At 69.0% G+C, this 26,086-nt stretch carries 19 protein-coding genes; 10 read left to right on the top strand and 9 right to left on the bottom strand.

Features of this window, described 5'->3' with window-relative positions; genetic code table 11:
* Nucleotides 1-24: 24 nt before the first annotated feature.
* Together I7S92_RS00620 and I7S92_RS00615 are read right to left on the bottom strand one after the other, a co-directional pair.
* A complete protein-coding gene (locus I7S92_RS00620) occupies nucleotides 25-486 on the bottom strand; it encodes a DNA polymerase III subunit chi (RefSeq protein WP_242069997.1) in 462 nt (153 codons plus the stop codon).
* 108 nt (nucleotides 487-594) lie between these two features.
* Nucleotides 595-2,061, bottom strand: a complete 1,467-nt coding sequence (locus I7S92_RS00615; protein ID WP_197641536.1) for a leucyl aminopeptidase — start codon at nucleotides 2,059-2,061, stop codon at nucleotides 595-597.
* Nucleotides 2,062-2,211: 150 nt separating this feature from the next.
* Here I7S92_RS00615 and lptF point away from each other — a divergent pair, with 150 nt between their 5' ends.
* The 6 genes from lptF (at nucleotide 2,212) to rsmA (ending at nucleotide 9,689) form a co-directional block, all read left to right on the top strand.
* Nucleotides 2,212-3,330, top strand: a complete 1,119-nt coding sequence (gene lptF / locus I7S92_RS00610; protein WP_197641535.1) for an LPS export ABC transporter permease LptF — start codon at nucleotides 2,212-2,214, stop codon at nucleotides 3,328-3,330.
* Nucleotides 3,327-4,424, top strand: coding sequence for an LPS export ABC transporter permease LptG (gene lptG, locus I7S92_RS00605; RefSeq protein WP_197641534.1), 1,098 nt, complete (start codon nucleotides 3,327-3,329; stop codon nucleotides 4,422-4,424). The genes lptF and lptG overlap by 4 nt, the downstream gene beginning before the upstream one ends.
* Before the next feature lies 1 nt (nucleotide 4,425).
* Nucleotides 4,426-6,564, top strand: coding sequence for an LPS-assembly protein LptD (locus I7S92_RS00600; protein ID WP_197641533.1), 2,139 nt, complete (start codon nucleotides 4,426-4,428; stop codon nucleotides 6,562-6,564).
* Nucleotides 6,565-6,623: 59 nt separating this feature from the next.
* Entirely contained in the window at nucleotides 6,624-7,826 is a 1,203-nt protein-coding gene (locus I7S92_RS00595; protein WP_197641532.1) for a peptidylprolyl isomerase, read from the top strand.
* Nucleotides 7,823-8,776 (top strand): 4-hydroxythreonine-4-phosphate dehydrogenase PdxA, encoded by a 954-nt coding sequence (gene pdxA, locus I7S92_RS00590; RefSeq protein WP_197641531.1) that lies wholly within the window; start codon nucleotides 7,823-7,825, stop codon nucleotides 8,774-8,776. The genes I7S92_RS00595 and pdxA overlap by 4 nt, the downstream gene beginning before the upstream one ends.
* A gap of 76 nt (nucleotides 8,777-8,852) precedes the next feature.
* A complete protein-coding gene (gene rsmA / locus I7S92_RS00585) occupies nucleotides 8,853-9,689 on the top strand; it encodes a 16S rRNA (adenine(1518)-N(6)/adenine(1519)-N(6))-dimethyltransferase RsmA (protein WP_197641530.1) in 837 nt (278 codons plus the stop codon).
* A 42-nt stretch (nucleotides 9,690-9,731) separates the two neighbouring features.
* Here the strand turns inward: rsmA and sucD are convergent, their stop codons facing one another.
* Genes sucD through I7S92_RS00565 form a run of 4 tightly spaced genes read right to left on the bottom strand, consistent with a single transcriptional unit; the run spans nucleotide 9,732 to nucleotide 14,031 of the window.
* Entirely contained in the window at nucleotides 9,732-10,628 is an 897-nt protein-coding gene (gene sucD / locus I7S92_RS00580) for a succinate--CoA ligase subunit alpha (protein WP_197641529.1), read from the bottom strand.
* A gap of 11 nt (nucleotides 10,629-10,639) precedes the next feature.
* Nucleotides 10,640-11,812 carry a malate--CoA ligase subunit beta gene (locus I7S92_RS00575; RefSeq protein ID WP_197641528.1) on the bottom strand — a complete coding sequence of 391 codons (1,173 nt, stop codon included), beginning with the start codon at nucleotides 11,810-11,812 and terminating at the stop codon, nucleotides 10,640-10,642.
* A gap of 48 nt (nucleotides 11,813-11,860) precedes the next feature.
* Nucleotides 11,861-12,811 (bottom strand): HpcH/HpaI aldolase/citrate lyase family protein, encoded by a 951-nt coding sequence (locus I7S92_RS00570; RefSeq protein WP_197641527.1) that lies wholly within the window; start codon nucleotides 12,809-12,811, stop codon nucleotides 11,861-11,863.
* A gap of 20 nt (nucleotides 12,812-12,831) precedes the next feature.
* Nucleotides 12,832-14,031, bottom strand: a complete 1,200-nt coding sequence (locus I7S92_RS00565; RefSeq protein WP_197641526.1) for a pyridoxal-phosphate-dependent aminotransferase family protein — start codon at nucleotides 14,029-14,031, stop codon at nucleotides 12,832-12,834.
* Nucleotides 14,032-14,175: 144 nt separating this feature from the next.
* On the opposite strand from I7S92_RS00565, the gene I7S92_RS00560 reads away from it, so the two are divergent.
* A complete protein-coding gene (locus I7S92_RS00560; RefSeq protein ID WP_197641525.1) occupies nucleotides 14,176-15,567 on the top strand; it encodes a helix-turn-helix domain-containing protein in 1,392 nt (463 codons plus the stop codon).
* Here I7S92_RS00560 and I7S92_RS00555 read toward each other — a convergent pair.
* The 3 genes from I7S92_RS00555 to argE all read right to left on the bottom strand — a co-directional run bounded on the left by I7S92_RS00555 (nucleotide 15,564) and on the right by argE (nucleotide 22,038).
* Nucleotides 15,564-19,547, bottom strand: coding sequence for a PAS domain S-box protein (locus tag I7S92_RS00555; protein ID WP_197641524.1), 3,984 nt, complete (start codon nucleotides 19,545-19,547; stop codon nucleotides 15,564-15,566). The two genes, I7S92_RS00560 and I7S92_RS00555, sit on opposite strands and share 4 nt — an antisense overlap.
* Before the next feature lie 4 nt (nucleotides 19,548-19,551).
* Nucleotides 19,552-20,718 (bottom strand): M20 aminoacylase family protein, encoded by a 1,167-nt coding sequence (locus I7S92_RS00550; RefSeq protein WP_197641523.1) that lies wholly within the window; start codon nucleotides 20,716-20,718, stop codon nucleotides 19,552-19,554.
* 162 nt (nucleotides 20,719-20,880) lie between these two features.
* Nucleotides 20,881-22,038 (bottom strand): acetylornithine deacetylase, encoded by a 1,158-nt coding sequence (argE, locus tag I7S92_RS00545; protein WP_197641522.1) that lies wholly within the window; start codon nucleotides 22,036-22,038, stop codon nucleotides 20,881-20,883.
* 251 nt (nucleotides 22,039-22,289) lie between these two features.
* On the opposite strand from argE, the gene I7S92_RS00540 reads away from it, so the two are divergent.
* The 3 genes from I7S92_RS00540 to I7S92_RS00530 are packed head-to-tail and all read left to right on the top strand — an operon-like array spanning nucleotide 22,290 to nucleotide 26,060.
* Entirely contained in the window at nucleotides 22,290-23,315 is a 1,026-nt protein-coding gene (locus I7S92_RS00540; protein WP_197641521.1) for an ABC transporter ATP-binding protein, read from the top strand.
* A complete protein-coding gene (locus I7S92_RS00535) occupies nucleotides 23,308-24,360 on the top strand; it encodes an ABC transporter ATP-binding protein (protein ID WP_197641520.1) in 1,053 nt (350 codons plus the stop codon). The genes I7S92_RS00540 and I7S92_RS00535 overlap by 8 nt, the downstream gene beginning before the upstream one ends.
* Entirely contained in the window at nucleotides 24,357-26,060 is a 1,704-nt protein-coding gene (locus I7S92_RS00530; protein WP_197641519.1) for a peptide ABC transporter substrate-binding protein, read from the top strand. Before I7S92_RS00535 ends, I7S92_RS00530 begins: the two co-directional genes overlap by 4 nt.
* Nucleotides 26,061-26,086: the final 26 nt, after the last annotated feature.

Genomic DNA, 26,086 nt, shown 5'->3' with positions numbered 1-26,086 from the left:
GCTGTCAAAGAAGAAGGCGGCCGGTCAGGACGGGCGGGCCGGGCTTTCGGATTTCTTCTCCCAGCGCCCCGAGTCCTCGGACCAGTATTGCGCGGCATGACCGGCGCCGGTGACCGCGCGCCATTGCTGCCGCGCGGCCTGCAGCCGGAGCTGGTCGTTGCCGTCGAACAGGATCCAGACCCGCTCCATCGCCGCGATCTCGGCGTCGGTTGCTTCCGCCCCGTCGACCAGCGCCAGCACCCGCGCCCCGTTCACCGGCGGGCCGAGCCCCAGAAGCACCGGCTGGTCGGCATCCTGCGGCCCGCCCTCCAGCCCGTGCGGCAGGAAGCTGCCGTCGCCCCCCTTCAGCCAGAGCGCGGCGTCCAGCCGGTCGAGCGCCTCGCGGTCGGTACCGCGCACCATCACCCGCCAACCCTGCCCGAGCGCCCTGGCCGCGTTCACCGCCAGGGTATCGGCGGGGGTCGAACGGGTCAGATGGTAGAACATCACCGTGCCCATGTCCGTGGCCTTCCGGGTCCGCTCATCGCTTGTCTTTGACCGCTCTTCGCCGGTTGCGCCCGCCCGCGAGGACCGACGCGAAGCGAGGGAGGAGCATCACTTCTCGAACCTGTCGCGGATCAGCCGGTCCAGCGCCATGACGCCCCAGCCGGTCGCCCCTTTCGGCGCCAGGGTGGTGTCCGCCTTCAGAAGCGCGGTCCCCGCGATGTCGAGGTGGCACCAGGGGACCTCCGGCTTGACGAAGCGGGCCAGGAACTGCGCGGCGGTGATCGCGCCGCCGTCGCGGCCGCCGACGTTCATCATGTCGGCCACGCGGGACTTCAGCTTCTGGTCATAGGCCTCGCCCATCGGCATCCGCCAGGCGCCCTCGCCCTCCGCCTTGGCGGCGGCGAGGAAGGCGTTGCAGAGGGCGTCGTCGTTGGAGAAGACGCCGGTGTTCTCATGCCCCAGCGCGATGATGATCGCGCCGGTCAGCGTGGCGAGGTTGATCATGCCGGTCGGCTTGAAGCGGTCCTGTGCGTACCAGAGCACATCGGCCAGCACCAGCCGCCCCTCGGCGTCGGTGTTGATGACCTCGATCGTGTCGCCCTTCATCGACTTCACCACGTCGCCGGGGCGCTGGGCGCGGCCGTCGGGCATGTTCTCGACCAGACCGACCAGCCCCACGACATTGGCCCTGGCCTTGCGCAGCGCCAGCGTCCGCATGACCCCGGCTACGGTGCCCGCGCCGCCCATGTCCATGGTCATGTCCTCCATCCCGGCGGCGGGCTTGATCGAGATGCCGCCGGTGTCGAAGACCACGCCCTTGCCGATCAGCGCGAAGGGGGCCTCGTCCCCGCCGCCCTGCCACTGCATCACCACGACCTTCGAGGGGCTTTCCGACCCCTGCCCCACGCCGAGCAGCGCGCCCATGCCCAGGCGGCGCAGCTCCTCCTCCTCCAGGATCTCGACCTGCAGGCCAAGCTCCTGCATCCCGGCCAGGCGGGCGGCGAAGTCTGAGGTGGTCAGCACGTTCGCCGGTTCATTCACCAGGTCGCGGGTAAAGAACACGCCCTCGGCCACCGCCGCCATCGGCGCGGCGGCGCGGGCCACGGCTTCGGGGTTGGCGACGGCGACGGTCACCGCGCCCCTCGCCTTCTTCTCGCCGGTCTTGTGGGTGTCGAAATCATAGGCCCGCAGCGCGAGACCGAAGGCGATCTCGGCCGCACGGGAATGGCCTTCGGCCAGGACCAGCGTCGGGGACGCGCCATGCGACCGCCCGACCGTCGCACCCGCCTTGCGGGCCTGAGCCACATCGGCGCGCTTCGGCAGGCGCAGGATCTGCACCGCCTCGGCCTGCAGGCCCGCGGGCCAGGCCAGTTCCATCGCCTCGCCCGGCTTCAGCTTGCCGAAGGCATCGGAGGCGGCGGCCCGCGCCAGCGCCCCGCGCGTCAGCCGGTCGAGCTTGCGGAAGGCGGCCGAGGGCGGCTGGCCGGGTTCGGCCAGCACGGCGATGCGGCCGGACGTGGTGGCCAGGGCGTCAAGATCGGCGGCAAGAAACTGGATCGGCAGGGGCTGGGGCATCGTTCTCTCGCGTTCTCGGGTGGTTTGCCGCACTGGGCAAGCCTTCGCCGGGACGCTACATCCGGGCCGGGCGATTGGCCAGATAGCAGTTTTCGCCGTCCGCGAATTCCGTTAGGGTCATCGCAAGATCTTGTGGGGGCCGGCGGACGCGTGTCCAGATTCGACAGATACCTGCTGTCGCAGCTGCTTCAGCTGTTCGGCTTCTTCGCGCTGGTTCTGGTGGCCGTCTACTGGGTCAACCGGGCGGTGGGCCTGTTCGACCAGCTGATCGGCGATGGCCAGTCGGCGCTGGTGTTCCTCGAGTTCTCGCTTCTGACCCTGCCCAATGCCGTGCGCCTGGTGCTGCCGGTGGCGGCCTTTGCCGCGACGGTCTATGCCGTCAACCGGCTGATGCAGGAAAGCGAGCTTGTGGTGATGCAGGCCACCGGCTTTTCCGCCTTCCGGCTGGCGCGGCCGGTGCTCTATTTCGGATTCTGCGTCATGGCGATGCAGCTGGTCCTGACCAACGTGCTGGTGCCCGCCAGCCAGCGCCTGCTCTCGGACCGCAGCGCCGAGATCTCGCAGAACGTCACCGCCCGCTTCCTGAACGCGGGCCAGTTCATGCATCCCGGCGCGGGACTGGCGCTCTACATCCGCGAGATCACCCCGACCGGCGAACTCCTGGACCTGTTTCTCTCGGACGAGCGCGCGCGTGGCGAGCGGGTGGTCCATACCGCGCGCAAGGCCTTTCTCGTCCGGGGCGAGGCGGCGTCGAAGCTGGTGATGGTCGAAGGCGCGACCCAGACGCTGGACCGGGCGAGCGGGCGGCTGTCGGTCACGCGCTTCGCCGATTTCACGCTGGACCTTGCCGGACTGGTCAACCTGGATGCGGTGGGCAAGATCGCGACCGACACGCTCTCGACCCCGACCCTTCTGGCGGCGGACCCCGAGCTGGCGCAGTCGGTAAACGTGACCCCGGCCGAGATGCTGGAGGAGGGCCATTCCCGCCTTGCCGGACCGCTTCTGGCCATCGCCGCGCCGCTTCTGGGCTTTGCCGCGCTGATGCTCGGCGGGTTCTCGCGCTTCGGGCTCTGGCGGCAGATGGCGCTGGCGGTGGGGTTGATCATCGGGCTGCAGCTCGCCTGGACCTGGGCGGGCAGCCTTGCGCTGCAATCCGCGGCGGTATGGCCGGCGCTTTACGCGGCGCCGCTTGGCGGGATGGCGCTGGCCTGGGGGCTGCTGTGGTGGGGCCAGCAGCCGCGCCGGTTGCGGCGGGGAGCCCCGGCATGACGCTGAGCCTATATATCGCGCGGCGCTTCGCGGGCATGGTCGGGCGGGTCTTCCTGATCTTCTTCGGCATCCTGATGCTGATCGACATGATCGAGCAGTTGCGCCGCTTCTCGGACGCCGGGGTCGGGCTTGGCCAGGCGGCGCTGCTGTCGCTGCTGAACGTCCCCGAGACGCTGTACCGGATCCTGCCCCTGATCATGATCATGGCCGCGATCGCGATGTTCCTGGGCCTGGCGCGGTCGTCCGAGCTGGTGGTGGTGCGGGCGGCGGGGCGCTCGGGCCTGCGCTTTCTGGTCACGCCGCTGGTGGTCTCGATCCTGCTTGGGGCGCTGGTGGTGGCGCTGTTCAACCCGCTCGTCGCCGCCACCTCCAAGGCCTATGACCAGCGCCGGGCGGCGCTGTCGCGAGGCGGCGACTCGGTGCTGTCGGTCTCGGATTCCGGGCTCTGGCTGCGGCAGGGGGGCGAGGACGGGCAGACGGTGATCCAGGCCGCCCGCGCCAACCCGGACGGAACCCAGCTGTTCGGCGTGACCTTCCTTTCGTTCGACGCGGCAGGCCTGCCCGCCCGCCGGATCGAATCCGAGAGCGCGCGGCTGACCGAGGGCGCCTGGGAGCTTTCGGGGGCCAAGACATGGGACCTCACCCAGCCCAATCCCGAGCTTGCGGCCAGCCGCGACGAAGGGCCGGTCGTCCTGCCCTCGGACCTGACGGCCGAGCGGATCCGCGACAGTTTCGGCACCCCCTCGGCCATCGCCTTCTGGGACTTGCCGGGCTATATCGCCGATCTGGAGGGTGCGGGCTTCTCGGCCCGGTCCTACCGGCTGTGGTTCCAGATGGAGCTGGCCCAGCCGCTCCTGATGGCGGCGATGGTCCTGGTCGCCGCCGGCTTCACCATGCGCCATGTCCGCTTCGGCGGCACCGGCCGGATGGTCCTGATGGCGATGCTGGCGGGCTTCGGCATCTTCTTCTTGCGCAACTTCGCGCAGGCCCTGGGCGACAGCGGCCAGATTCCGATCACGCTCGCCGCCTGGAGCCCCCCGGTCGCGGCGGTGATGCTCTCGCTCGGCCTGCTTCTGCACCTGGAGGACGGCTGACATGGCGCGCATCCTGCTGGCCCTCTGCCTGGCCCTGGCCATCGCCCTGCCCGCCCGCGCGCAGGACCGGGCGACGCTGGTCTCGGACAGCCTCCAGATCACCGGCGACACCCGGCTGATCGCCTCCGGCAATGTCGAGGTCTTCTACCAGGGCCGCCGCCTGAAGGCCGCGCGCATCACCTTCGACCAGGCGACCGACCGGCTGGAGATCACCGGCCCCATCGTCCTGACCGAGGACTCGGGCGAGGTGATCATCCTGGCCTCGCAGGCCGATCTTGCCGCGGACATGGCCGAAGGCATCCTGACCAGCGCGCGGCTGGTGCTGAACCGGCAGCTGCAGCTGGCGGCCAATACCATGACCCGCGTCTCCGGCCGCTATACGCAGCTTGATACGGTGGCGGCCTCGTCCTGCAAGGTCTGCGCCGGCGATCCGACGCCCCTGTGGGAGATCCGCGCCCGCCGCGTCACGCATGACGAGATCGCCCGGCAGATCTATTTCGACAACGCCCAGTTCCGCCTGGCCGGAGTGCCGGTCTTCTACATTCCCCGACTGCGGATGCCCGACCCCAGCCTCGACCGCGCGACCGGCTTCCTGATGCCGTCGATCCGCACCACCTCGGACCTCGGGACCGGGATCAAGCTGCCGTATTTCATCGCGCTGAACCCCGCGTCGGACCTGACCCTGACGCCCTACATCACCGCCCGCGACAGCCAGACGCTGGAGTTGCGCTACCGTCAGGCCTTCTCCACCGGCTGGATCGAGCTGAACGGCGCGATCACCAGCGACCAGCTGATCCCGGGCGACCCGCGCGGCTATCTCTTCGTGGACGGCGCGTTCCGCCTGCCGTTGAACTTCGGCCTGACGATCAAGGGCCAGACCGTCACCGACCCGGCCTATCTTCTGGACTACGGCATCAGCGACACCGACCGGCTCGACAGCCGGATCGAGGCCAGCCGCACCCGCCGGAACGAACATATCTCGGCCCGGATCATCAGCTTCCAGACGCTGCGCGACGACGAGGACAACACCACGATCCCCTCGCTGGTGGCGGACCTGACCTTCCATCGCCGCTTCTCGCTGGGGGCGCTGGGCGGCGAGGGCGGCCTGCGGCTGCAGACCCACAACCACTGGCGCAGTTCGACCGATCCCCTGGACGGGTCGGACAGCGACGACATCGCCGACGGCCGCGACCTGGGCCGGATCTCGGCCCGGATCGACTGGCGGAAAAGCTTCATCCTGCCCCTCGGGATCGAGGCCACCATCCTGGGCGAGGCTTCGGCCGACAGCTACTCGATCGCGCAGGACAACCTCTACGGGGGCACCACCCGCACCCATGGCAACGCCGGGGTGGAGTTTCGCTGGCCCTGGGTCAAGGCCGGTGCCTCGGGTGCCACCCATGTGATCGAGCCGGTGGCGCAGTTCATCTGGGCCTCCTCGGACGCGGAAAGCCTGCCGAACGAGGATTCGGTGCTGGTCGAATTCGACGAGGGCAGTCTTTTCGCGCTGGACCGCTTTCCCGGCGCGGATGCGGTGGAACGCGGGCCGCGCGCCAACCTCGGGATCAGCTGGACCCGGCACGACCCCGCAGGCTGGTCGATGGGCGTGACCCTGGGCCGCGTCTTCCGCGAGGCCGATCTGGGCCAGTTCGGTCCGGGTTCGGGCCTGGACGGGCGCCGTTCGGACTGGCTGGCGGCCGTCAACTTCGACCTCGCCGACGGGATCGCCCTGACCGCGCGCACCGTCTTCGACGACGACTTCGACCTCACCAAGGGCGAGGCGCGGGTTGCCTACAGCGGCGAGAAGACGGCGCTTGCCTCGTCGCTGATCTGGGCGGTGGCCGACACGACCGAGAACCGCCCCGATCCCACGCAGGAAATCACCTTCGACGCGCGCCGCAAGCTGAACCCGAACTGGACCGCCAAGCTTTCCGGCCGCTACGACTTCGTCGCCGACCAGGGCACCGTGGCCGGCATGGGGCTGGAGTTCCTGAACGAGTGCGTGCGCTTCGACGTTTCCCTCTCGCGTCGCTTCACGTCATCCACTAGTGTGTCGCCGACGACGGATTTCTCCCTGTCGCTGGATCTGGTCGGGTTCGGCAGCGGCGTGACCGGGGGACCGGCGCGGACGTGCCGGAAGTGACCGGAACGGCAGGGCGGCGGGCAGAGACCCGCGAGGGAACAGGAAGAACGGCTGAGGCGATGGCATTTTCGGTTCTGAAACGGCAGGCGGTGGCGCTTGCCTGCACGGTGGCCCTGGCTGGCCCCGCTCTGGCGCAAGACCTTTTCGCGCCCCGGCTTTATGTAAACGACCGCGTGATCACCGAATACGAGATCTCGCAGCGGGCCATGTTCCTGCAACTCCTGCGCGCCCCCGGCAATCCCGAGGACGAGGCGCTGAAGGCCCTGATCGAGGATCGTCTGCGCCAGACCGAGGCCGAGCGTCTGGACCTGACCGTCTCCGAGGAGGAAGTCCGCCAGGGGATGGAGGAATTCGCCTCGCGCGCCAACCTGACCGCCGAGGCGCTGGTCGGCGAACTGGCCAAGGCCGGCCTCTCGGCCGAGACCTTCCGCGACTTCGTGAGCTCGGGCCTGCTCTGGCGCAAGGCGGTGCGCGCCCGCTTTGCCGGCCGTGTCCCGGTCAGCGAGAACGACATCGACCGCGCACTCGAGACCGAGACCCGGCGCAAGGCGCTGCGGGTCCTGGTCTCGGAACTGGTGATCCCCGCCCAGCCGGGCAGCGAGGCCGACGCGATGGCGCTGGCGAACCGGCTTTCGGACACGATCACCGGCGAGGGCGCCTTCGCGGCTGCCGCGCGGCAACACTCCGCCTCGCCCACGGCGGCGAACGGTGGGCGGCTGGACTGGATGCCGCTCGCCAACCTGCCCGGCGCGATCGGCGCGGCGGTGCTGGCGCTTGGTCCGGGCGAGGTTTCGGACCCGGTCGCGGTCCCCGGCGCGGTGGTGCTGTTCCAGCTGCGCGAGGTCGCGGTCGACCAGAGCGCCGAGCCGGTCGCCGTCACCGTGGAATGGGCGGATTTCCTGATCCCGGACAGCGCCGAGGAAGTGGCCCGCATCCGCGCCAATTCGGACGAGTGCAACGACCTGAACGCCCTTGCCAAGGGCCTGCCGGCGGACCGGCTGACGATCACCAAAGAGCCCGCCAGCGAGGTTCCGGGCGATGTCGGGCTGGAGCTTGCCCGCCTCGATCCCGGCGAAAGCTCGGTCGCGCTGGCCCGGAATGGCTATCGCCGCCTGATCATGCTGTGCAGCCGCGAGGTCACCCGCGAGGAACCGATCAGCCGCGACCGGGTCCGCGAGGCGGTGACGAACCAGAAGCTGGAAGGCCTGGCCGAGGGCTATCTGGAAGAACTGCGCGCCGCCGCCTTCATCCGCGAACCGTGAGCGCGCCCACCGTCCTGACCTGCGGCGATCCCTCCGGCATCGGCCCGGAGATCGCCGCGAAGGCCTGGGCCCGAGGCGAGAGGTTCCTCTGGCTTGGCGACCCCCGCCACCTGCCCGCCGGTACGGACTGGCGCGAGTTGAGGGAGGGCGAGGCTCCTGCTGACGGCCCGCTCGCCGTCCTGCGCCACGATTTTCCCGCCGCTGCGCCGCCCGGCCAACCGGACCCGGCCAACGCCAGGGCTGTGGTCGCGGCGATCGAACGCGCGGTGCGGCTGGTGCAGGCGGGCAAGGCCGGGGCGATCTGCACCGCGCCGATCCACAAGAAGGCGCTGAAGGACGGTGCGGGCTTCGCCTTCCCCGGCCATACCGAATTCCTGGCCCATCTGGCGGGAGTGGAACGGGTGGTGATGATGCTGGCCTGTCCCGGCCTGCGCGTGGTCCCGGCGACGATCCACATCCCGCTGGCCGAGGTGCCGCGCAGCCTGACCCCCGCGCTGCTGGAGGAGACGATCCGGATCACCGGCGCGGGCCTGGTCCGGGACTTCGGCCTTGCCCGGCCGCGGATCGCGGTGGCCGGGCTGAACCCCCATGCCGGCGAAGGCGGCGCGATGGGGCGGGAGGAGCTGGACTGGATGGCCCCGCTGGTGGCGCGGCTTGCCGTCGAGGGCATGGCCATCCGCGGCCCCCTGCCCGCCGACACGATGTTCCATGCCGCCGCGCGGGCGGGCTACGACGTGGCGGTCTGCGCCTATCACGACCAGGCGCTGATCCCGATCAAGACCATCGACTTCGCGGGCGGGGTGAACGTCACGCTGGGCCTGCCCTTCGTCCGAACCTCGCCGGATCATGGCACCGCCTTCGACATCGCCGGGCGCGGGGTGGCGGACCCCTCCAGCCTGATCGCGGCACTGCGGATGGCGCGAGAGATGGCGGCGGCGCGCGGGATTTAGGCGTCGGACCGGGGGTTTCACACCCCCGGACCCCCGTGGAGTATTTCGGCCAAAAGGAAGGACCGGGGCAGGACAGATGGGAACGATCGACGGCCTGCCACCCCTGCGCGAGGTGATCCGGGCGCATGAGCTGGTGGCGAAGAAGCAGCTTGGGCAGAACTTCCTGCTGGACCTCAACCTGACCGCCAAGATCGCCCGGTCGGCGGGGGACCTGACGGGCTGCGACGTGCTGGAGGTCGGCCCCGGCCCCGGCGGCCTGACCCGGGGCCTCCTGGCCGAGGGCGCGCGCCGGGTGGTGGCGGTGGAGAAGGACGCCCGCGCCCTGCCCGCGCTGGAGGAGATCGCGGCGGCCTATCCGGGGCGGCTGGAGGTGCTGCATGGCGATGCGCTGGAGCTGGATCTGGCCGCGCATCTGGCGCCTCCGGTCAAGATCGTGGCCAACCTGCCCTACAATGTCGGGACGGAACTGCTGATCCGCTGGCTTTCGCCCCCCGCCTGGCCGCCGATCTGGTCCTCGCTGACGCTGATGTTCCAGAAGGAGGTCGCGGAGCGGATCGTTGCCAGGCCGCGCACCGGGCATTACGGGCGGCTGGCGCTGCTGGCCCAATGGCGCTGTGATGCGCGGATCGTGATGACGCTGCCGCCCGAAGCCTTCACGCCTGCGCCCAAGGTCCATTCCGCCGTGGTGCAGCTGACCGCCCTGCCCGCCCCACGTTTTCCCTGCGATTTCGCGGTGTTGCAGCGCATTACCGCCATGGCCTTCAACCAGCGCCGCAAGATGTTGCGCTCCAGTCTCAAGGCGCTGGGACCGGGGATCGAGGCGAAACTGGAAGCGGTGGGCATTCCACCCACCGCGAGGGCCGAGGAAATCGGCCTTGAAGCCTTCTGTGCGCTGGCCCGCTGCATCGGCTGACCCCGGATCCTTGCGCGGGATCCGGGGCTTGCCCTGCGTTCCTTACGCGGCCTTCTGCACGGAAAGCACGCGCGCCATCGTCTCGCCCATGGCGCTGGGGTTCGGGGCGACGGTGATCCCGGCGGCGGTGAGGATGTCGACCTTCTCCTGCGCCGATTCCCCGAAGGCCGAGATGATCGCGCCCGCATGGCCCATCTTGCGCCCCTTCGGCGCCGAAAGACCGGCGATATAGGCGACGACCGGCTTCTTCATGTACTCCTGCGCATAGGCTGCGGCCTCGGCCTCTTGCGGGCCACCGATCTCGCCGATCATCATCACGGCATCGGTTTCCGGATCGTTTTCAAAGAGATGCAGGATGTCCTTGAAGCTGGAGCCGTTGATCGGATCGCCGCCGATGCCGACGCTGGTCGAGACGCCGATCCCCAGCGATTTCAGCTGGCTCGCCGCCTCGTATCCCAGCGTGCCCGAGCGTCCGACGATCCCGACCCGGCCCGGCATGTAGATATGCGGCGGCATGATCCCCATGAAGCCCTTGCCAGGCGAGATGACGCCGGCGCAGTTCGGGCCGATCAGCCGCATCTTCCGCATCTCGGGATAGCGGCGCAGGAAGCGCTTGACCCGCATCATGTCCTGGCTCGGGATGCCGTCGGTGACGCAGACCGCGGTGCGGATTCCGGCGTCGGCCGCCTCCATGATCGCATCGGCCGCGAAGGGCGGCGGGACGAAGACCAGGCTCGCCTCGGCGCCGGTCGCCTCGACGGCTTCGCGGACGGTGTTGAAGAGCGGCCGGTCCATGTGGCTGTCGCCGCCGCGCCCCGGCGTCACGCCGCCCACGACATTGGTGCCGTGCTTGATCATGTCGGCGGTGTGGAAGGCGCCGATGCGGCCGGTCATGCCCTGGACGATGACCTTGGTCTTTTCGGTGATGAGAATGGCCATGGTTTCCTCCTTCAGGCGGCTTGGCGGGGGCGGGACGCGACGGCCGCGGCGGCCGCCTCGGCAAGGGTGTCGGCCGAGATCAGCGGCAGGCCGGACTGGTCAATGATCCGCCGCCCTTCCTCGACATTGGTGCCGGCAAGGCGCACGACGACCGGGATCGTCAGGCCAAGCTGGCGATAGGCGGTGACCACGCCCTCGGCCACCCAGTCGCAGCGGTTGATGCCGGCGAAGATGTTGACCAGGACCACGCCCACGTTGCGGTCGGCCAGAACGGTCTGGAAGGCCTTGACCACGCGCTCGGGCGAGGCGCCGCCGCCGATGTCCAGGAAGTTCGCCGGCTCGCCGCCCGCAAGCTTGATCATGTCCATCGTCGCCATGGCCAGGCCGGCGCCGTTGATGATGCAGCCGATGTCGCCGGTCAGGCCGACATAGGACAGGCCATGGTCGCCAGCAGTCGATTCACGCGGGTCTTCCTGGCTGCGGTCGCGCAGTTCGGCCACCTGAGGACGGCGGAACAAGGCATTGGTGTCGAAGGACATTTTTGCATCCAGCGCCACCAGGTCGCCCGAGCCGGTGATGACCAGCGGGTTGATCTCGACCATGACTGCGTCGAGGTCGCGATAGGCGCGGTAACAGGCCCGCAGGATCGAGACCATCTGCGCGATCTGCCCGCCCTTCAGGCCCAGCTGGAAGGCAAGCTCGCGGGCCTGGAACTCGGTCAGGCCGACGGCCGGGTCGATCGTCATCCGGCGCAGGCTTTCGGGATCGGTCTCGGCCAGATCCTCGATCTCCATCCCGCCCTGGGCCGAGGCGACGATCATGATGCGCTCGGACTTCCGGTCCAGGACGAAGCCCAGGTAGATCTCCTGCGCAATGTCCGAGGCGGCCTCGATCCACAGCCGGTAGACGCCCTTGCCGTTGGCATCGGTCTGCTTGGTGACGAGTTGCCGGCCGAACAGGCTGGAGGCGAAGCTCGCCACCTCATGCTCGTCGCGGCACAGCTTGACCCCGCCCGCAGCGCCCCGGCCGCCGGAGTGGACCTGCGCCTTGACCACCCAGGCATTGCCGCCCAGCTCGCGGGCGCGGTAGCCCGCCTGTTCGGGGCTGTAGGCCAGCCCGCCGCGCGGAACCGGCACGCCGAAGCTGGCAAGGATTTCCTTGGCCTGATATTCGTGAATGTCCATGAGCTTTCTCCCGTAAGCCTTTGTGGGGTGGGCAAATTGCCCACCACGCTATTCAGCGGCGATGGCCTCGGCGATCACCAGGACGTTCTTCGCCATCCGCTCGCTGGCGGCGTCGATCATCTTGCCGTCCAGGCTTGCGGCGCCCTTGCCAGCCGCCTCGGCGGCCTTCAGTTCGGCGATGATCCGGCGCGCCTTGGTCACCTCGGCCTCGGTCGGGCTGAAGACCTCGTTCGCGAGGTCGACCTGGCTGGGATGGATCGCCCATTTCCCCTCGCAGCCCAGGGCGGCGGCGCGGCGGGCGCCGGCCTTGTAGCCCTCGGGGTCCGAGAAATCGCCGAACGGGCCGTCGATGGCGCGGAGCCCGTAGGCGCGGCAGGCCGTCGTCATCCGGGCGATGGCCGCGTGCCACTGGTCGCCGGGATAATCCGGGTTCAGCCCGCCGATGTTCACCGTCCGCGCCCGCATCGAGGCCGCGAAATCCGCCACCCCGAAGTGCATCGCCTCGAGCCTGCTGCCGGGCAGCGTCGCCGACTGGGCGATCGCCTCGACATTGGCCATGCCGAGCGCCGTCTCGATCAGCGCCTCCAGCATCACCTTCGAGCGGTAGCCCCTGGCCATCTCGATCTGGTTGACCATCGCCTCGACCATGTAGAGATCGGCCGGCACGCCCACCTTGGGCACCAGGATCGTGTGAAGCTTGTCGCCCGCCTGCTCCATCACATCGACCACGTCGCGGTACATGTAATGCGTGTCGAGGCCGTTGATCCGCACGCTGACCGTCTTGCCCTTGGCCGCCCAGTCGATGTCGTTCAGCGCCTGGATGCAGTTCTTGCGGGCCTGTTCCTTTTCCGGGGGCGCGACCGCATCCTCCAGATCCAGGAAGACGTAATCGGCGGCGCTCTCGGCGGCCTTTTCGATCATCGTCGGGTTCGACGAGGGAACCGCAAGTTCGGACCTTTGAAGCCGCTGCCGGCGCAGCGGGTGAAGAGTGTGGCTCATTTTGTTGATTTCCTTCCCTTTTATTCTGCCGCGATCCGGTTCGTGCGAACCGCTCGCCCTTGTGCGTACCAGGCCTGCGCCGCCGCGACGCCCGATCCGAACTCCACCGCCGCGCCCGCCTCGGCCAGCGCCATCTCGGCGACCGAGAGCGCGGTCAGGCACATCGCCTCGTTCAGGTCGCCGAGGTGGCCGATGCGGAAGACCTTGCCCCCCAGCCGCGCCAGGCCCGAGCCGAACGAGGTGTTGTAGCGTTCGAAGCCGATGCGGATCACGTCGCGCGCGTCCACGCCTTCCGGCACGCGGATCGCGGTGACGGTGTTCGAGGCGATCGATTGATGCTCGGCGCAGGTTTCCAGCCCCCAGGCCGCGACGCCGCGGCGGATGCCCTCGGCCAGGCGCGCATGGCGGGCAAAGACGTTCTCCAGCCCCTCGGCCAGGATCCGGTCCAGCGCCGCGCGCATCCCGTGCAGAAGTTGCGCCGGAGGGGTGTAGGGGAAATAGCCGGTGTCGGCGAGCATGTCATAGTCCTTCAGGTCGAAGAACGCCCGCTTCGAGGTCGCCTGGGCCGAGGCCGCCAGCGCCTTCTGCGACACCGCCAGCACGCCGAATCCCGCCGGGCACATCAGCCCCTTCTGGCTGCCGGTCACCGCAAGGTCGACGCCCCAGGCATCCATCTTGAACTCGACCGAGCCGATCGAGGACACGCCGTCGACGAAGAGCAGCGCGTCATGGAAGCTGTCGTCCAGCACCTTGCGCACCGCGGCCACATCGCTGGTCACGCCGGTCGCGGTCTCGTTATGGGTGACGAAAACCGCCTTGATCTTGCCCTGACGGTCGGCGGCCAGGCGGCGGGCGAACTCGTTCACCGGGGTCGCGGCGCCCCAGGCGAGGTCGACCAGCTCCACATCCAGCCCCAGCTTGGTGGCCATCTCGGCCCAGAGGGTCGAGAAATGCCCGTGCCGCGCCATCAGCACCTTGTCGCCGGGGTTCAGCGTGTTGGTGATCGCCGCCTCCCAGGCGCCGGTGCCGGAGCCCGGATACAGGATCACGCGCCCGGTCTCGGTCTGGTAGACCTTCTTCAGATCGGCCAGGATCCCCAGGACGAAGGCGCCGAATTCCGGCCCGCGCTGGTCCTCCATCGGCACGTTCATCGCGCGCCGCACGACCTCGGGCACATTGGTCGGGCCTGGAATGAAAAGCGTGTTGATACCTGTGCGCATAGCGTCCTCCCTCGGTTGAAGGAAAGCTGTCACCTTGGCGAAGTTCTTGAAAGTCAAAGCGGGTTTCGCTGTGAACGCGAGAATTTACAACCTGACAATTTTGTAATATTGTAAATCATACAAAAGCGGGATGTGTGCGACGGTATGCGGAAAACCTTCATCGGCCCCCATCTCCGCCGCTTGCGGCTGGAGCGCGGTGAGACCCAGGGCGGCATGGCGCGCAAGCTGGGGATCAGCGCCTCATACGTCAACCTGCTGGAAAACAACGAAAGATCGGTCTCGGTCCAGGTTCTGCTGCGCCTCTTCGAATCCTATGGCGTCGACTGGCGCGAGATCATGGACGAGGACGGCGCCAGCCAGCTTGCCGACCTGCGCGCGGCCCTTCTGGACCCGATCTTCGACACCCGCCCCGACCTGCCGCAACTGCGCGCGGCGCTGGTCCATGCGCCCGATCTCGCGGCGGCCTTCCTGCGTCTCCATCGGTCCTGGCAGGCAGCGAACGACCAGCTTCTCGCCCGGAACGAGGGCGACGGCGGCACCATCGCCGCCAGCCCCGAGGCCGCCGTCCACACCGTCTTCCGCCGCCACCGCAACCATTTCCGCGAGTTGGAGGAGGCCGCCGAACGTTTCTGGCCCGCCCCGGTCGAGCGCGACGAGATCTACACCTCGCTGAAGCATCGCCTGCGCGAGGGGCTTGGCATCTCGGTCAGGCTGGCACGGGTCGAGGACCTGCCCGGCACGCTGCGCCAGTACGACGAGGCCCGGCGCGAGATCCTGCTGTCCGAGGCGCTGGACCACACCAACCGCACCTTCCAGCTGGTCCACATGTGCGGCCTTCTCGAACAGCGCGAGCTTCTGGACCTGCTGGTCGGCCGCTCGGGCATCGCCGATCCGCGCGGGGTGGCGCGGCTGCGGGTCGAGCTGGCGAACTATTTCGCCGCCGCCGTGCTGATGCCCTATGCCGCCTTCCTGGCCGAGGCGCGGGCGACGAAATACGACCTCGACCACATCGCCACCCGCTTCGGCGTCAGCTTCGAGCAGGCCTGCCACCGTGCAACTACCCTGCAACGCGAGGGGGCGCAGGGCGTGCCCTTCTTCTTCCTGCGGATCGACAAGGGCGGCAACGTCACCAAGCGGTTCAACGCGACCGATTTCCACCTGGCCGAGTTCGGCGGCGCCTGCCCACGGCTGGACGTGCACACCAGCTTCCGGACCCCTGGGAAGATCGTCCCGCAATTCGTTGAAATGCCTGACAATACCCAGTATTTCGTCTTTTCGCGCACGGTAGACCGCCCGACCTGGATCCGCCACGCCCAGGACAACCGCCTGGCCGTGGCCATGGGCTGCACCATCGCCCATGCGGCCGAGATCGGCTATGCCGAGGCCTTCTCGGTCGCGGGCGCGCGCATGGTGCCGATCGGGATCAACTGCCGGATCTGCCCGCGCGCGAACTGCGACCAGCGCGCCTATCAGGCGGTGATCCTGACCCGCCCGGTGGATGAAAAGCGACGCGGCGCGACCCGTTTCGACGGCTAGGCCGTCGCGTCCGCCCGGCAGTGGATCAGCGCCAGCGCCAGCTGGTCCAGCGCGATCGGCTTTGCGACGCAGGCCGCGAAGCCCTGGGCGAGGTAGGCCTCGATCTGGTGGGTCATCACATTGGCCGTCACGGCCACCGCGGGCGGCAGGTCCACGCCTCTGGCCTGCGCCTTCTCCTGCAACAGTCGCAGCGTTTCCAGCCCGCTCCGGCCGGGCATGGCGATGTCGAGGAGGAGCACGTCATGCCCGCCGTCCGGCCATCGCTCCAGCATCTCCTCGCCCGAGGCCACGATCTCGGCCGTGACGCCCAGCGACCGCAGCATGCTTTGCAGGATGATCCGGTTCGTCGCATTGTCCTCGGCCGCGAGCACCCGCAGCGCGGGAACCGGCGGCACCTCGATCGGCGGGGCCGAGTTCCGCCCGCCGGGCACGACCGGCATCGCGAGGTCCACCCGCGCCGTCAGGCCCTGGCCGGGACGCGAATGCAGGGTGATATCGCCCTGCATCAGCCGCGCCAGCCGGCGCACGATGGAAAGGCCCAGCCCCGTGCCGCCGTGCCGGGGCGAGCGGCCGCCCCGGCCTTGGGTGAACTCCTCCAGGACGGCGGCAAGCTCTTCCTCGGCCATGCCGATCCCGGTGTCGCGCACCTCGATCACCAGCCGCTCGGCCGAGGAGGCATCGACCGCCAGCACGATCTCGCCCGAATCGGTGAACTTCACCGCATTGCCCAGCAGGTTGTGCAGGATCTGGATGATGCGCTGCTCGTCGCCGAAACGCAGTTCTCCCTCGGCCTCGCCGGTGCAGGAGGTGGAGATCTTCACCCCCTTGTCGCCGGCCTTCAGCGCATGCAGCGTCACGATCCGCGCCACCACCTGGCAGAACTGCATCGGCCGCGGCACCAGCGTCAGGCGGCCGGCCTCGATCTTGGCCAGGTCCAGGATGTCGTTGATCACGCCCAGAAGATGCTCGCCCGATTCGCGGATCACCTGCAGCATGGCGCGATCCTCGGGGTCGGAAAGCCGCCGGTCCAGCACATGCGCCATGCCGAGGACGCCGTTCAGGGGGGTGCGGATCTCGTGGCTCATCGCGGCCAGGAAATCCGACTTGGCGCGGTTGGCAGCCTCGGCCGCGGTCATCGCCGCACGCAGGCGCTCCTCGGCCTCGACGGCTGCGGTGATGTCGGTGATCGAGCAGACCACCGCCAGTTCGGTCCCCGGCGCCGAAAGCCGCGCCGCATTGACCGAGACGATGCGCCTCGTGCCGCAGGGCCAGAGGATCGAGTGACGCATGTCATGCAGGCCGACGGTCCCCGCCAGCGCCTTGACGAAGGGCAGGTCCGCGGGCGGGATGGGGGTTCCCTCCTGCGTGGCGATCCGCGCCTGGCACATCAGCGCCGTCAGATCGTCGCCCGGTGCGATCGGCCGGCCCAGCACCGAGGCCGCCGCGCCATTGACGAAGACCACCTTCCCGGCCGGATCCACCGCGATGATCCCCGAGACCGAGGTCTCCATCAGCCGCGCCAGCGTGTCGCGCTCGCGCGCCAGCTCGGCCTCCAGCCGCTTGGCGTCCGAAATGTCGATATGCACCCCGGTGATCTCCAGCGGCCGCCCCGCCCAGTCCCAGTCGATCACCTGGCCGCGCGTCAGGATCCAGACCCAATGGCCGTCGCGGTGGCGCAGGCGCATCTCGTGCTGGATGCGCCAGACCCCGGCCGAGAACGACTGCGCCTCGCGCAGCAGCATGTCGGCCGCGTCGTCCGGGTGGATCATCGCCAGCCAGCGGTCGCGCGGGATCGGATTCAGCTCGGCCGCGCGATAGCCCAGAAGCTCGGCCCAGCGTTCGTCGACCACGGTGCGACCGTCGCGAACGTCATGCTCCCAGGTGCCGACCCGCGCGCCGTCGATCAGCCGCGACAGCTTGCGTTCCGCCTCGGTCCGGGCGCTGATGTCCAGCGTGACCCCCGAGATCCGGCGCGGGCTGCCGTCGGCGCGCCGGGCCAGCACCCTGCCCCGCGCCAGGAACCACAGCCAGCGCCCGCTGGAGTGGCGCAGCCGGCACACCAGGTCGAACTGGTCGCTGCCGTCCTGAAGGATCGCGCGCCGCGCCTCCTCCACGGCGGCCCGGTCGCTGCGGTGGACCAGCCGCATGAGATCGGCGGCGTCGATGGCCGCGTCTTCCAGGCCAAGCATGCTGCGCCAGCGGTCGTTCATCGCACTGAGCCCGCGCAGGTCGTCCCAGTCCCAGACGGCGACCTCGCCGCCCTCCATCACCTGCTGCAGCCGCCGGTCGGCCAGCCTGCGGGCGGTGACATCCTCGTAAAGCCCCACCGTCTCGGCCTCGGGGGTCGAGCGTTCGCGCACCCAGATGATCCGTCCGTCGCCCAGCTGGTCCTCGCCGTCCCAGACCTCGGTCAGCGGCCGGTCCAGCCTGCGCTGCAGCGCCGCCTCGTCGCGCTCGCCCCGTGCGCCGAAGACGCCCCGCTCGATCGCCGCGCGCAGAAGGTCGTCATACAGCGCGCCCACCCGGATCAGGTCGGCGATGCCCTCGAACACCCGCTCGTAGGGAGAATTCCACAGGACCAGCCGGTCATCGGCGTCGAAGATCGCAAATCCGTCGTCCAGCGCCTCGATCGCCGAGAGGAAGCGGCGGCGCGTGGCCTGCAGCGTCTCGCGTTCGGCCAGAAGGGCCGCCCCTTGCGCGCGCAGGGCCGTCACATCCTCGATCAGCGCCCAGACCAAGCGGCGCCCGTTCGGATCGACGCTGAGAAAGCCGCGCAGGACGGCCGGGAAGCGGCTGCCATCCGCCCGGCGCAACGAGGCCTCGAGCGGGCCGTAGCTGCCCTTCGCCTTCAGCTCGGCGATCGCCTGCCCGATGAAAGGCTCGATATCCGCGGGCAGCAGGTCGCGCACCCGCAGCTCGGGCGCGGCCTGCGGATCCAGCCCGAAGGTGGTCTTGAAGGCCCCGTTCGCGTCCAGGATCTGGCCGGTGTCGTAGTCGTTCAGCAGGATCGGCTGCGGGCACATCTCGAAGAAGGCGGCGAACTGCCCCTCGCGGTATGCGGCCATCTCGCTCTGGACCTGGTCTGCCGAAAGGTCCCGGATCACCGCCACCACGCCGGGCTTCGCCCCGTCGGCCTCCACCGGCAGCGGCGCGACCGAGACGTCGTACCAATGCGGCGCGACGGGCGAGGCGACCCCCACCCGTCGCCGCGCCGCCCGCGCCGGGGTCGCCAGCAGTTCGCACAGGGCCGCGGCCAGCGGATGCGGCAGCACCTCGCGGAGAGGACGGCCGATCCCGGCGCGGACGAGGCCCGACAGCCAGGGCAGCCTGTCGTTGCGGCAGGCCAGGATCCTGCCTTCCGGGCAGATTTCGACCACGAGGTCGGGCAAGGCCCGCAACGTCGCCTCCAGATGGTCGCGGATCCCGGCTCCGGCCGCCGCCTCGGCGCGCGACAAGAGGCTGGCCACCGCGCGGCCGACCGAGGCCAGGAGGAAAAGCTCCTCCTCGTCCCAGGGCCGGCCCGCGTCCCGGCTGTCGTAGCCGAGGATCCCCAGAAGCCGGGGGCCGTCCATCAGCGGCACCATCAGCGCCGACCGGGCCCCGATCCGCTCCAGGAAGGCGCGTTCGCCGCTGCCTTCGGGCACCTCCTCCCTGCGGGGCACCGCGACCGGCCGGCCGGCATGGAACTCGGCATGCCAGAGCGGATGCCGCTGCGCCGCCGCCCGCATCTGCGGCCGCAACGCCGGCACGCCTGCGGCCGCCCATTCATGGCTGCCGTACCAGGACCCGTCCGGCCGCAACCGCAAAAGGAAGCTCCGGCGCAGCCCGCAGGCGGTTCCCAGCCGCGCCAGGACCTCGTCGATCCGGGCATCGGCGGTGCGCATGTCGGCATCGAGCAGCCGGTTGATCAGTTCGACCACCAGAAGCTCCACCCGCGCCGGGCGGGCATCGTCGGGCGCGGGCTGGCCGGACTGCTCCACGGGCTCAGCCGGCAGGCATCCGCGCCTCGGCCATGCCGGCGTACCAGCTCGCGCCGAAGGGGATGGCGTTGTCGTCGAAATTGTAGGCCGGATGATGCACCATCGCGGTATCGCCATTGCCGAGGAAGATATAGGCGCCGGGCCTTTCGTTCAGCATGTAGCTGAAATCCTCGGCCCCCATCAGCGGCGGCGTCTCGGTATCGACCTGGCCCGAGACCGCGCGCGCGACCTCGGCGGCGAAGCCGGTGTTCTCGGCCGCGTTGACCGTCACCGGATAGCCGCGCTGGTAGACGACCTCGGCACTTGCGCCAAGCGCCAGCGCCGTGCCCTCGACCACCTGCGACAGGCGCGCCTGCACGAAGTCCTGCACCTTCGCATCCAGGGTGCGGACGGTGCCCTTCATCTTCACCACCTGCGGGATCACGTTATGCGCCGGACTGTCGGTCTCGACGGTGCAGACCGAGACCACCACCTGCTTCAACGGGTCCACGTTGCGGCTGGCGATGGTCTGGATCGCCACCACGATATGGGCCGCAACGAGGGTGCTGTCGATGCAGTCATGCGGCTTGGCGGCATGGCCGCCCTTGCCGGTCACCGTGATCTCGAACTGGTCCGCCGCCGCCATCATCGCGCCGGGACGGATCGCGAAATGGCCGACCGGGATGCCCGGCATGTTGTGCATCCCGTAGACCTCGTCGATCTTCCAGCGGCTGATGAGACCGTCCTGCACCATCTCGCGCCCGCCGCCGCCGCCCTCCTCGGCCGGCTGGAAGATGCAGACCACGGTGCCGTCGAAATTCCGCGTCTCGGCCAGGTATTTCGCCGCCCCCAGAAGCATCGCCGTATGGCCGTCGTGGCCGCAGGCATGCATCCTGCCGGGGCTCTTCGAGGCATAGGGCACTCCGGTCTGCTCCCGGATCGGCAGCGCATCCATGTCGGCGCGCAGGCCGATGACCCGGCCTTTCGTATCGGTCTTGCCCTTGATCACGGCGACCACGCCGGTGCGGCCGATGCCTTCCACCACCTCGTCGCAGCCGAAGCCGCGGCAAAGCCCGGCCACCTTGCCGGCGGTGCGGTGGACCTCGAACAGCAGCTCGGGATTCTCGTGGAAATCACGGCGCCAGGCGGTGATCTCCGGCAGAAGTTCGGCAAAGCGGTTCCTGGGCGGCATGGCTGTCTCCTTTTGGTGAAGCCTGGGCCTTTGCCGCCGCTTCGGCAAGGGGGAACGCGACAAGCTGCGCGACAGCGATTTCCGAACGGAAATCGGCCCGGAAGTCGTTCGATTTCCGGCGCCGCTCACAGGCTCGGGCCGGGGCGGGGTGCCGACGGCAGGTCACCCCAGCGCCTCCAGCAGGCGCTCCATGAACCGCTCCCCGGCCCGGAACTCCGAGACCTCCAGGTATTCGTCCGGCTGGTGTGCCTGGGCGATGTCGCCCGGCCCGCAGATCGCGGCGGAATAGCCGGCCTCCTGGAACTGCCCGGCCTCGGTGCCGTAGCTCACCACGCCCGTCCGGTTGTCGCCGGTCAGGCGGCGGGCCAGCGCCTCGGCCTCGCCCCCGGCTTCGGGCTGCAGGCCGGGGACGCCGAAGAAACGGTCCAGATGGATCGCCGCCTCGGGCCGCACCGCCTGCATCTCCGCCTCGATCCCGCGCGCGGCCGAGACGAAGCGCGCCTCCCAGTCCGGGATCGACTCGCCGGGAACCACCCGCATCTCGACCGCGAAGCGGCAATCGGCGGCGGTGATATTGTGCGCGGTGCCGCCCTCGATCATCCCGACATGCAGCGTGGTGAAGGGCGGGTCGAAGCGCGCGGCTATCCCGGTCGGCGGCTTCGCCCGGATCCCGGCATTGGTGTCGTTCAGCCAGTCGATCAGCCGCGCCCCCTCCATGATCGCCGAGACGCCATAGGGCAGCAGCGAGGAATGCACCTCGAACCCCTTCACATGCACATGATAGCCGGTGCCGCCCTTGTGCCCGGTGATCACACCCATCCGGCTGGGCTCGCCGATGATCGCGGCGCTGCCCTTCGGCACCACCTCCTGCATGGTGCGGATCATCGGCGGCGCGCCGGTGCAGCCGATCTCCTCGTCATAGGACAGCGCGAGCTGCAACGGCCGCCGCACCCCCCGCGCCTGCGCCTCGACCAGCGCCCAGACCGCCAGCGCGACGAAACCCTTCATGTCGCAGGTCCCGCGCCCGTAAAGCCGCCCGTCGCGTTCCGTCACCGTCCAGGGGTCCGAGGTCCAGGCCTGCCCGTCCACCGGCACCACGTCGGAATGGCCGGAGAGGACCACCGCCCCCTCCTCCCAGGGGCCGGCATGGGCGATCAGCGCAGCCTTCTGCCGGTCCTCGTTCCAGTGCCGGAAGCAGCGAACCCCCTGCCCCGTCAGGTAGTCTTCCAGCCAGTCGACCAGCGCCAGGTTCGAGCCTCGACTCACCGTCGGATAGCTGACCAGCCGGTCAAGGACCTGACGCGCCGTCAGTTGCTGCATTTCTAACCTCCGAAGCATGACCCAATATGTTGTGGCCAGCCTCTCTGGCGGCGAAGAAGCTGTCAATATCTGGCAGATTGTAGCGCCACTGCTGCATTTCACCGAAGCGAGACGGTGGAATCGCTCATCGAAACAGGATTGATAGACTCTGGAAAATCGGAAACAGTTGCACTTCAGGGAGCAACAACGATTGTTTCCTGCCAAAAGATACAAAGATAACAATAACTAAGAAAAGACGCAGGGGGTACTGAATGGCCGAACGGGCTGCGCCTGTGCTTGAGGTCAAGGGCCTTCGGACCATCTTCCGCACCCGCGGCGGCGAAGTCCATGCCGTGAACGACGTCAGCTTCCACCTGAACCGGGGCGAGGTGCTGGGCGTGGTGGGCGAAAGCGGCTCGGGCAAGTCGGTGACGATGATGTCGCTGATCGGCCTGCTGCCCGCGCCCCCGGCCGAGAACCGGGGGGGCGAGGTCCTTCTGGGCGGGCGCGACCTTCTGAAGCTGGACACGCGCGCCCTGCAGGAGGTGCGCGGCGCCAGGGTCGGCTTCGTCTTCCAGGACCCGATGACCAGCCTCAACCCGGTCTTCACCCTGGGCGACCAGCTGATGGAACCCCTGCGCAAGCACATGGGGATGGACAGGACGGCGGCCGCGAACCGCGCGGTGGAGCTTCTGGAACTCGTGGGAATTCCGGACGCGCGGCGCAGGCTCAAGGCCTATCCGCACCAGTTCTCGGGCGGGATGCGGCAGCGGGTGATGATCGCCATCGCACTGGCCTGCGACCCCGACGTGCTGATCGCCGACGAGCCGACCACGGCGCTGGACGTGACGATCCAGGCCCAGATCCTGGAGCTGGTGAAGGAGCTGCGCCACAAGCTCGGCATGGCGATCATCTGGATCACCCATGACCTCGGCGTGATCGCGGGCATCGCCGACCGGGTGCTGGTGATGTATGGCGGGCAGGTCGTCGAACAGGCCCCGGTACGCGAGCTTTTCGCCAATCCGCAGCATCCCTATACCCGCGCACTGCTGCGGACGATCCCGGCCATCAGCGGCCCGCGCGAGGGCCGGCTGAAGGTGATCCAGGGCCAGCCGCCGATCCTCATGGCCCCGCCGGCTGCCTGCCCGTTCCGCGCCCGCTGCGACTATCGCCACGACCGCTGCGACCGCGAGAACCCCCTGCGCCGCGCCGTCGATGGCCGCCCCGTGGGCCAGGGCCACGACGTCGCCTGCCACTGGACCGCCCCTGCCCCCGTGGCGGAGGTGATCCATGCTTGACGCCCCTCCCCGCCCGCTGGTCGAGGTCACCGACCTCAAGATGCATTTCCCGATCCATACCGGGGTCTTCCGCCGCCATACCGGCGACGTGAAGGCGGTGGACGGGGTCAGCTTCTCGATCCTTCCGGGCGAGACGCTGGGCCTCGTCGGCGAATCCGGCTGCGGCAAGTCCACCGTCGGCCGCGCCATGCTGCGGCTCTACGAGCCGACCGCCGGCCGGGTGGTGATCGACGGCGACGACGTGGCCAGCCTCTCGCCCGAGGCGCTGCGCAAGAAGCGGCCGACGATGCAGATGGTCTTCCAGGACCCGCAGGCCAGCCTGAACCCCCGCATGACCCTGGCCCGCATCATCGGCGAGCCGCTGGACGAACACACCGCCTGGCCGAAGGCGAAGAAGCTGGAGCGGGTCTACGAGCTCATGGACGCCGTGGGCCTGAACCGCCGCTTCGCCAACCGCTATCCGCACGAATTCTCGGGCGGGCAGCGGCAGCGCATCGGCATTGCCCGGGCGCTGGCCCTGAACCCGCGCTTCATCGTCTGCGACGAACCGATCGCGGCGCTGGACGTCTCGATCCAGGCGCAGGTGGTGAACCTGCTGGAGGATCTGCAGGAAAAGCTGGGGCTGACCTATCTCTTCATCAGCCACGACCTGTCGATGGTCCGCCATATCGCCGACCGGGTGGCGGTCATGTATCTGGGCCGCATCGCCGAGCTTTCCCCCCGCGACGCGCTCTACGCCCGCCCGCTGCATCCTTACGCCGAGGCGCTGCTCTCCGCCGTGAACGAGCCCGACCCGGTGCGAGCCGCAACCCGCAGGCGGATCATCCTCAAGGGCGACGTGCCCTCGCCCGCCAATCCGCCGGTCGGCTGCAACTTCTGCACCCGTTGCCCCAGGGTCTTCGGCCGCTGCCGGGTCGAGAAGCCCCCTTTGCAGGAGGTCGAGCCCGGCCGCTTCGTCGCCTGCCATCTCTTCGACAACACCGCCGCCGGCCGAACCGGCGCGTCCGAGGTTCCCGAGCACAACCAACAAGGAGTGACGCAATGAAACTGAGAACCGCCCTCCTGGGCGCTGTCGCGGTCGCGGGCCTGGCCCCCGCCGCCTTTGCCGAACGCGGCGCCGACGGGCATGTCAACGTGCTCTACTGGCAAGCGCCGTCCATCCTGAACCCCTACCTCTCCTCGGGCACCAAGGACGTGGAAACCGGCTCGCTGGTCCTCGAAGGGCTCGCGGGCTTCGACGAGAAGGGCGTGGTCATCCCCCGCCTGGTCGAGACCATCCCCACCGTCGAGAACGGCGGCATCACCGAGGACCTGACCCAGATCACCTGGAAACTGAAGCCGGGTCTGCTGTGGTCGGATGGCACGCCCGTCACCTCGGCCGACGCCAAGTTCACCTGGGAATACTGCACCCACCCCGAGGGCGGCTGCGCCCAGGCCGCGCGCTACGAGGGGATCACCGCGGTCGAGACCCCGGACGAGCTGACCATCGTGGTCAAGTTCTCGGGCCCGAAGCCGAACCCCTACCAGGCCTTCGTCGGCGGCACCTCGCCGATCCTGCAGGCGGCGCAATTCGCCAACTGCCTCGGCGCCGCGGCCTCGACCTGCTCGGAGCAGAACTTCAAGCCGATCGGCACCGGCCCCTTCGTCGTCAAGGACTTCAAGGTCAATGACGTGGTCGAGCTGGAAGCCAACCCGAACTACCGCGACCCGGCCAAGCCCGCCTTCGCCACGATGACGGTCAAGGGCGGCGGCGACGCGCAGGCCGCGGCCCGCGCCGTGCTGGAAACCGGCGAGTTCGACTATGCCTGGAACACCCAGATCAACCCGGAAATGCAGGCGCAGATGGCGGCGGCCGGCAAGGGCGTGCTGCTGAACGGTTTCGGCACGCTCGTCGAGCGGATCGAGATGAACATGACCAACCCCGACCCGGCCCTGCCGGAGGGCGAGCGGTCGACCACCAAGCATCCGCACCCGATCCTCTCGGACCTGAATGTCCGCAAGGCGCTGTCGATGGCGATCGACCGCCAGGTGCTGGTCGATGTGGGTTATGGCGCCGCCGGCCGCGCGACCTGCAACCTGGTCCCCGCGCCCGAGATGTTCGCCAGCCCGAACACCGACTGCATCAAGCAGGACGTCGAGGGCGCCAAGGCCCTGCTGGAACAGTCCGGCTGGGTCGACAGCGACGGCGACGGCGTGCGCGACAAGGATGGCGTGAAGCTGAAACTGCTCTACCAGACCTCGGTCAACCCGGTCCGCCAGGACTTCCAGGCGATCATCAAGTCGTTCTGGAACGAGATCGGCGTCGAGGTCGAACTGAAGCAGGTCGATTCCTCGGTGTTCTTCGGCGGTGACGCGGGCTCGCCCGACACCTTCCAGAAGTTCTATGCCGATGTCGAGATGTATGCGAACAACTTCGACGGCACCGATCCAGAGCCCTATCTGGCGCAATATCTCTGCGACAAGATCCCCGGCCCGGAAAACCAGTGGCAGGGCGAGAACGTCAACCGCTTCTGCGACCCGGCCTATGACGCGCTGGTGGAGGAGCTGTCCAAGACCTCGGACATGGCCAGGCGCGCCGAGATCGCGATCCGCCTGAACGAGATGCTGACCAAGGACAGCTATGTCGTCGTCCCGCTGGTGGACCGCGGCCGGCTCTCGGCGGCCTCGAACACGCTGGGCGGCGTGGTGCTGAACACCTGGGACACCGAGCTGTGGAACGCCCAGGACTGGTTCCGCATCAAGTAAGCCTCTGATCCCCGGGGTGCCCGCGG

This window comes from Tabrizicola soli (assembly GCF_015999335.1).
Lineage (GTDB): Bacteria > Pseudomonadota > Alphaproteobacteria > Rhodobacterales > Rhodobacteraceae > Tabrizicola > Tabrizicola soli.
Note: the sequence above shows the minus strand (reverse complement) of the source record. Positions and strands in the feature narration are given on the sequence as shown.

Bases quoted from the DNA above. Each gene is read 5' to 3' on its own strand.
- I7S92_RS00620 (WP_242069997.1), bottom strand. From the start codon at position 486: ATGTTCTACCATCTGACCCGTTCGACCCCCGCCGATACCCTGGCGGTG.
- I7S92_RS00615 (WP_197641536.1), bottom strand. From the start codon at position 2,061: ATGCCCCAGCCCCTGCCGATCCAGTTTCTTGCCGCCGATCTTGACGCC.
- lptG (WP_197641534.1), top strand. From the start codon at position 3,327: ATGACGCTGAGCCTATATATCGCGCGGCGCTTCGCGGGCATGGTCGGG.
- I7S92_RS00600 (WP_197641533.1), top strand. From the start codon at position 4,426: ATGGCGCGCATCCTGCTGGCCCTCTGCCTGGCCCTGGCCATCGCCCTG.
- I7S92_RS00595 (WP_197641532.1), top strand. From the start codon at position 6,624: ATGGCATTTTCGGTTCTGAAACGGCAGGCGGTGGCGCTTGCCTGCACG.
- rsmA (WP_197641530.1), top strand. From the start codon at position 8,853: ATGGGAACGATCGACGGCCTGCCACCCCTGCGCGAGGTGATCCGGGCG.
- sucD (WP_197641529.1), bottom strand. From the start codon at position 10,628: ATGGCCATTCTCATCACCGAAAAGACCAAGGTCATCGTCCAGGGCATG.
- I7S92_RS00575 (WP_197641528.1), bottom strand. From the start codon at position 11,812: ATGGACATTCACGAATATCAGGCCAAGGAAATCCTTGCCAGCTTCGGC.
- I7S92_RS00570 (WP_197641527.1), bottom strand. From the start codon at position 12,811: ATGAGCCACACTCTTCACCCGCTGCGCCGGCAGCGGCTTCAAAGGTCC.
- I7S92_RS00565 (WP_197641526.1), bottom strand. From the start codon at position 14,031: ATGCGCACAGGTATCAACACGCTTTTCATTCCAGGCCCGACCAATGTG.
- I7S92_RS00560 (WP_197641525.1), top strand. From the start codon at position 14,176: ATGCGGAAAACCTTCATCGGCCCCCATCTCCGCCGCTTGCGGCTGGAG.
- I7S92_RS00550 (WP_197641523.1), bottom strand. From the start codon at position 20,718: ATGCCGCCCAGGAACCGCTTTGCCGAACTTCTGCCGGAGATCACCGCC.
- argE (WP_197641522.1), bottom strand. From the start codon at position 22,038: ATGCAGCAACTGACGGCGCGTCAGGTCCTTGACCGGCTGGTCAGCTAT.
- I7S92_RS00540 (WP_197641521.1), top strand. From the start codon at position 22,290: ATGGCCGAACGGGCTGCGCCTGTGCTTGAGGTCAAGGGCCTTCGGACC.
- I7S92_RS00535 (WP_197641520.1), top strand. From the start codon at position 23,308: ATGCTTGACGCCCCTCCCCGCCCGCTGGTCGAGGTCACCGACCTCAAG.
- I7S92_RS00530 (WP_197641519.1), top strand. From the start codon at position 24,357: ATGAAACTGAGAACCGCCCTCCTGGGCGCTGTCGCGGTCGCGGGCCTG.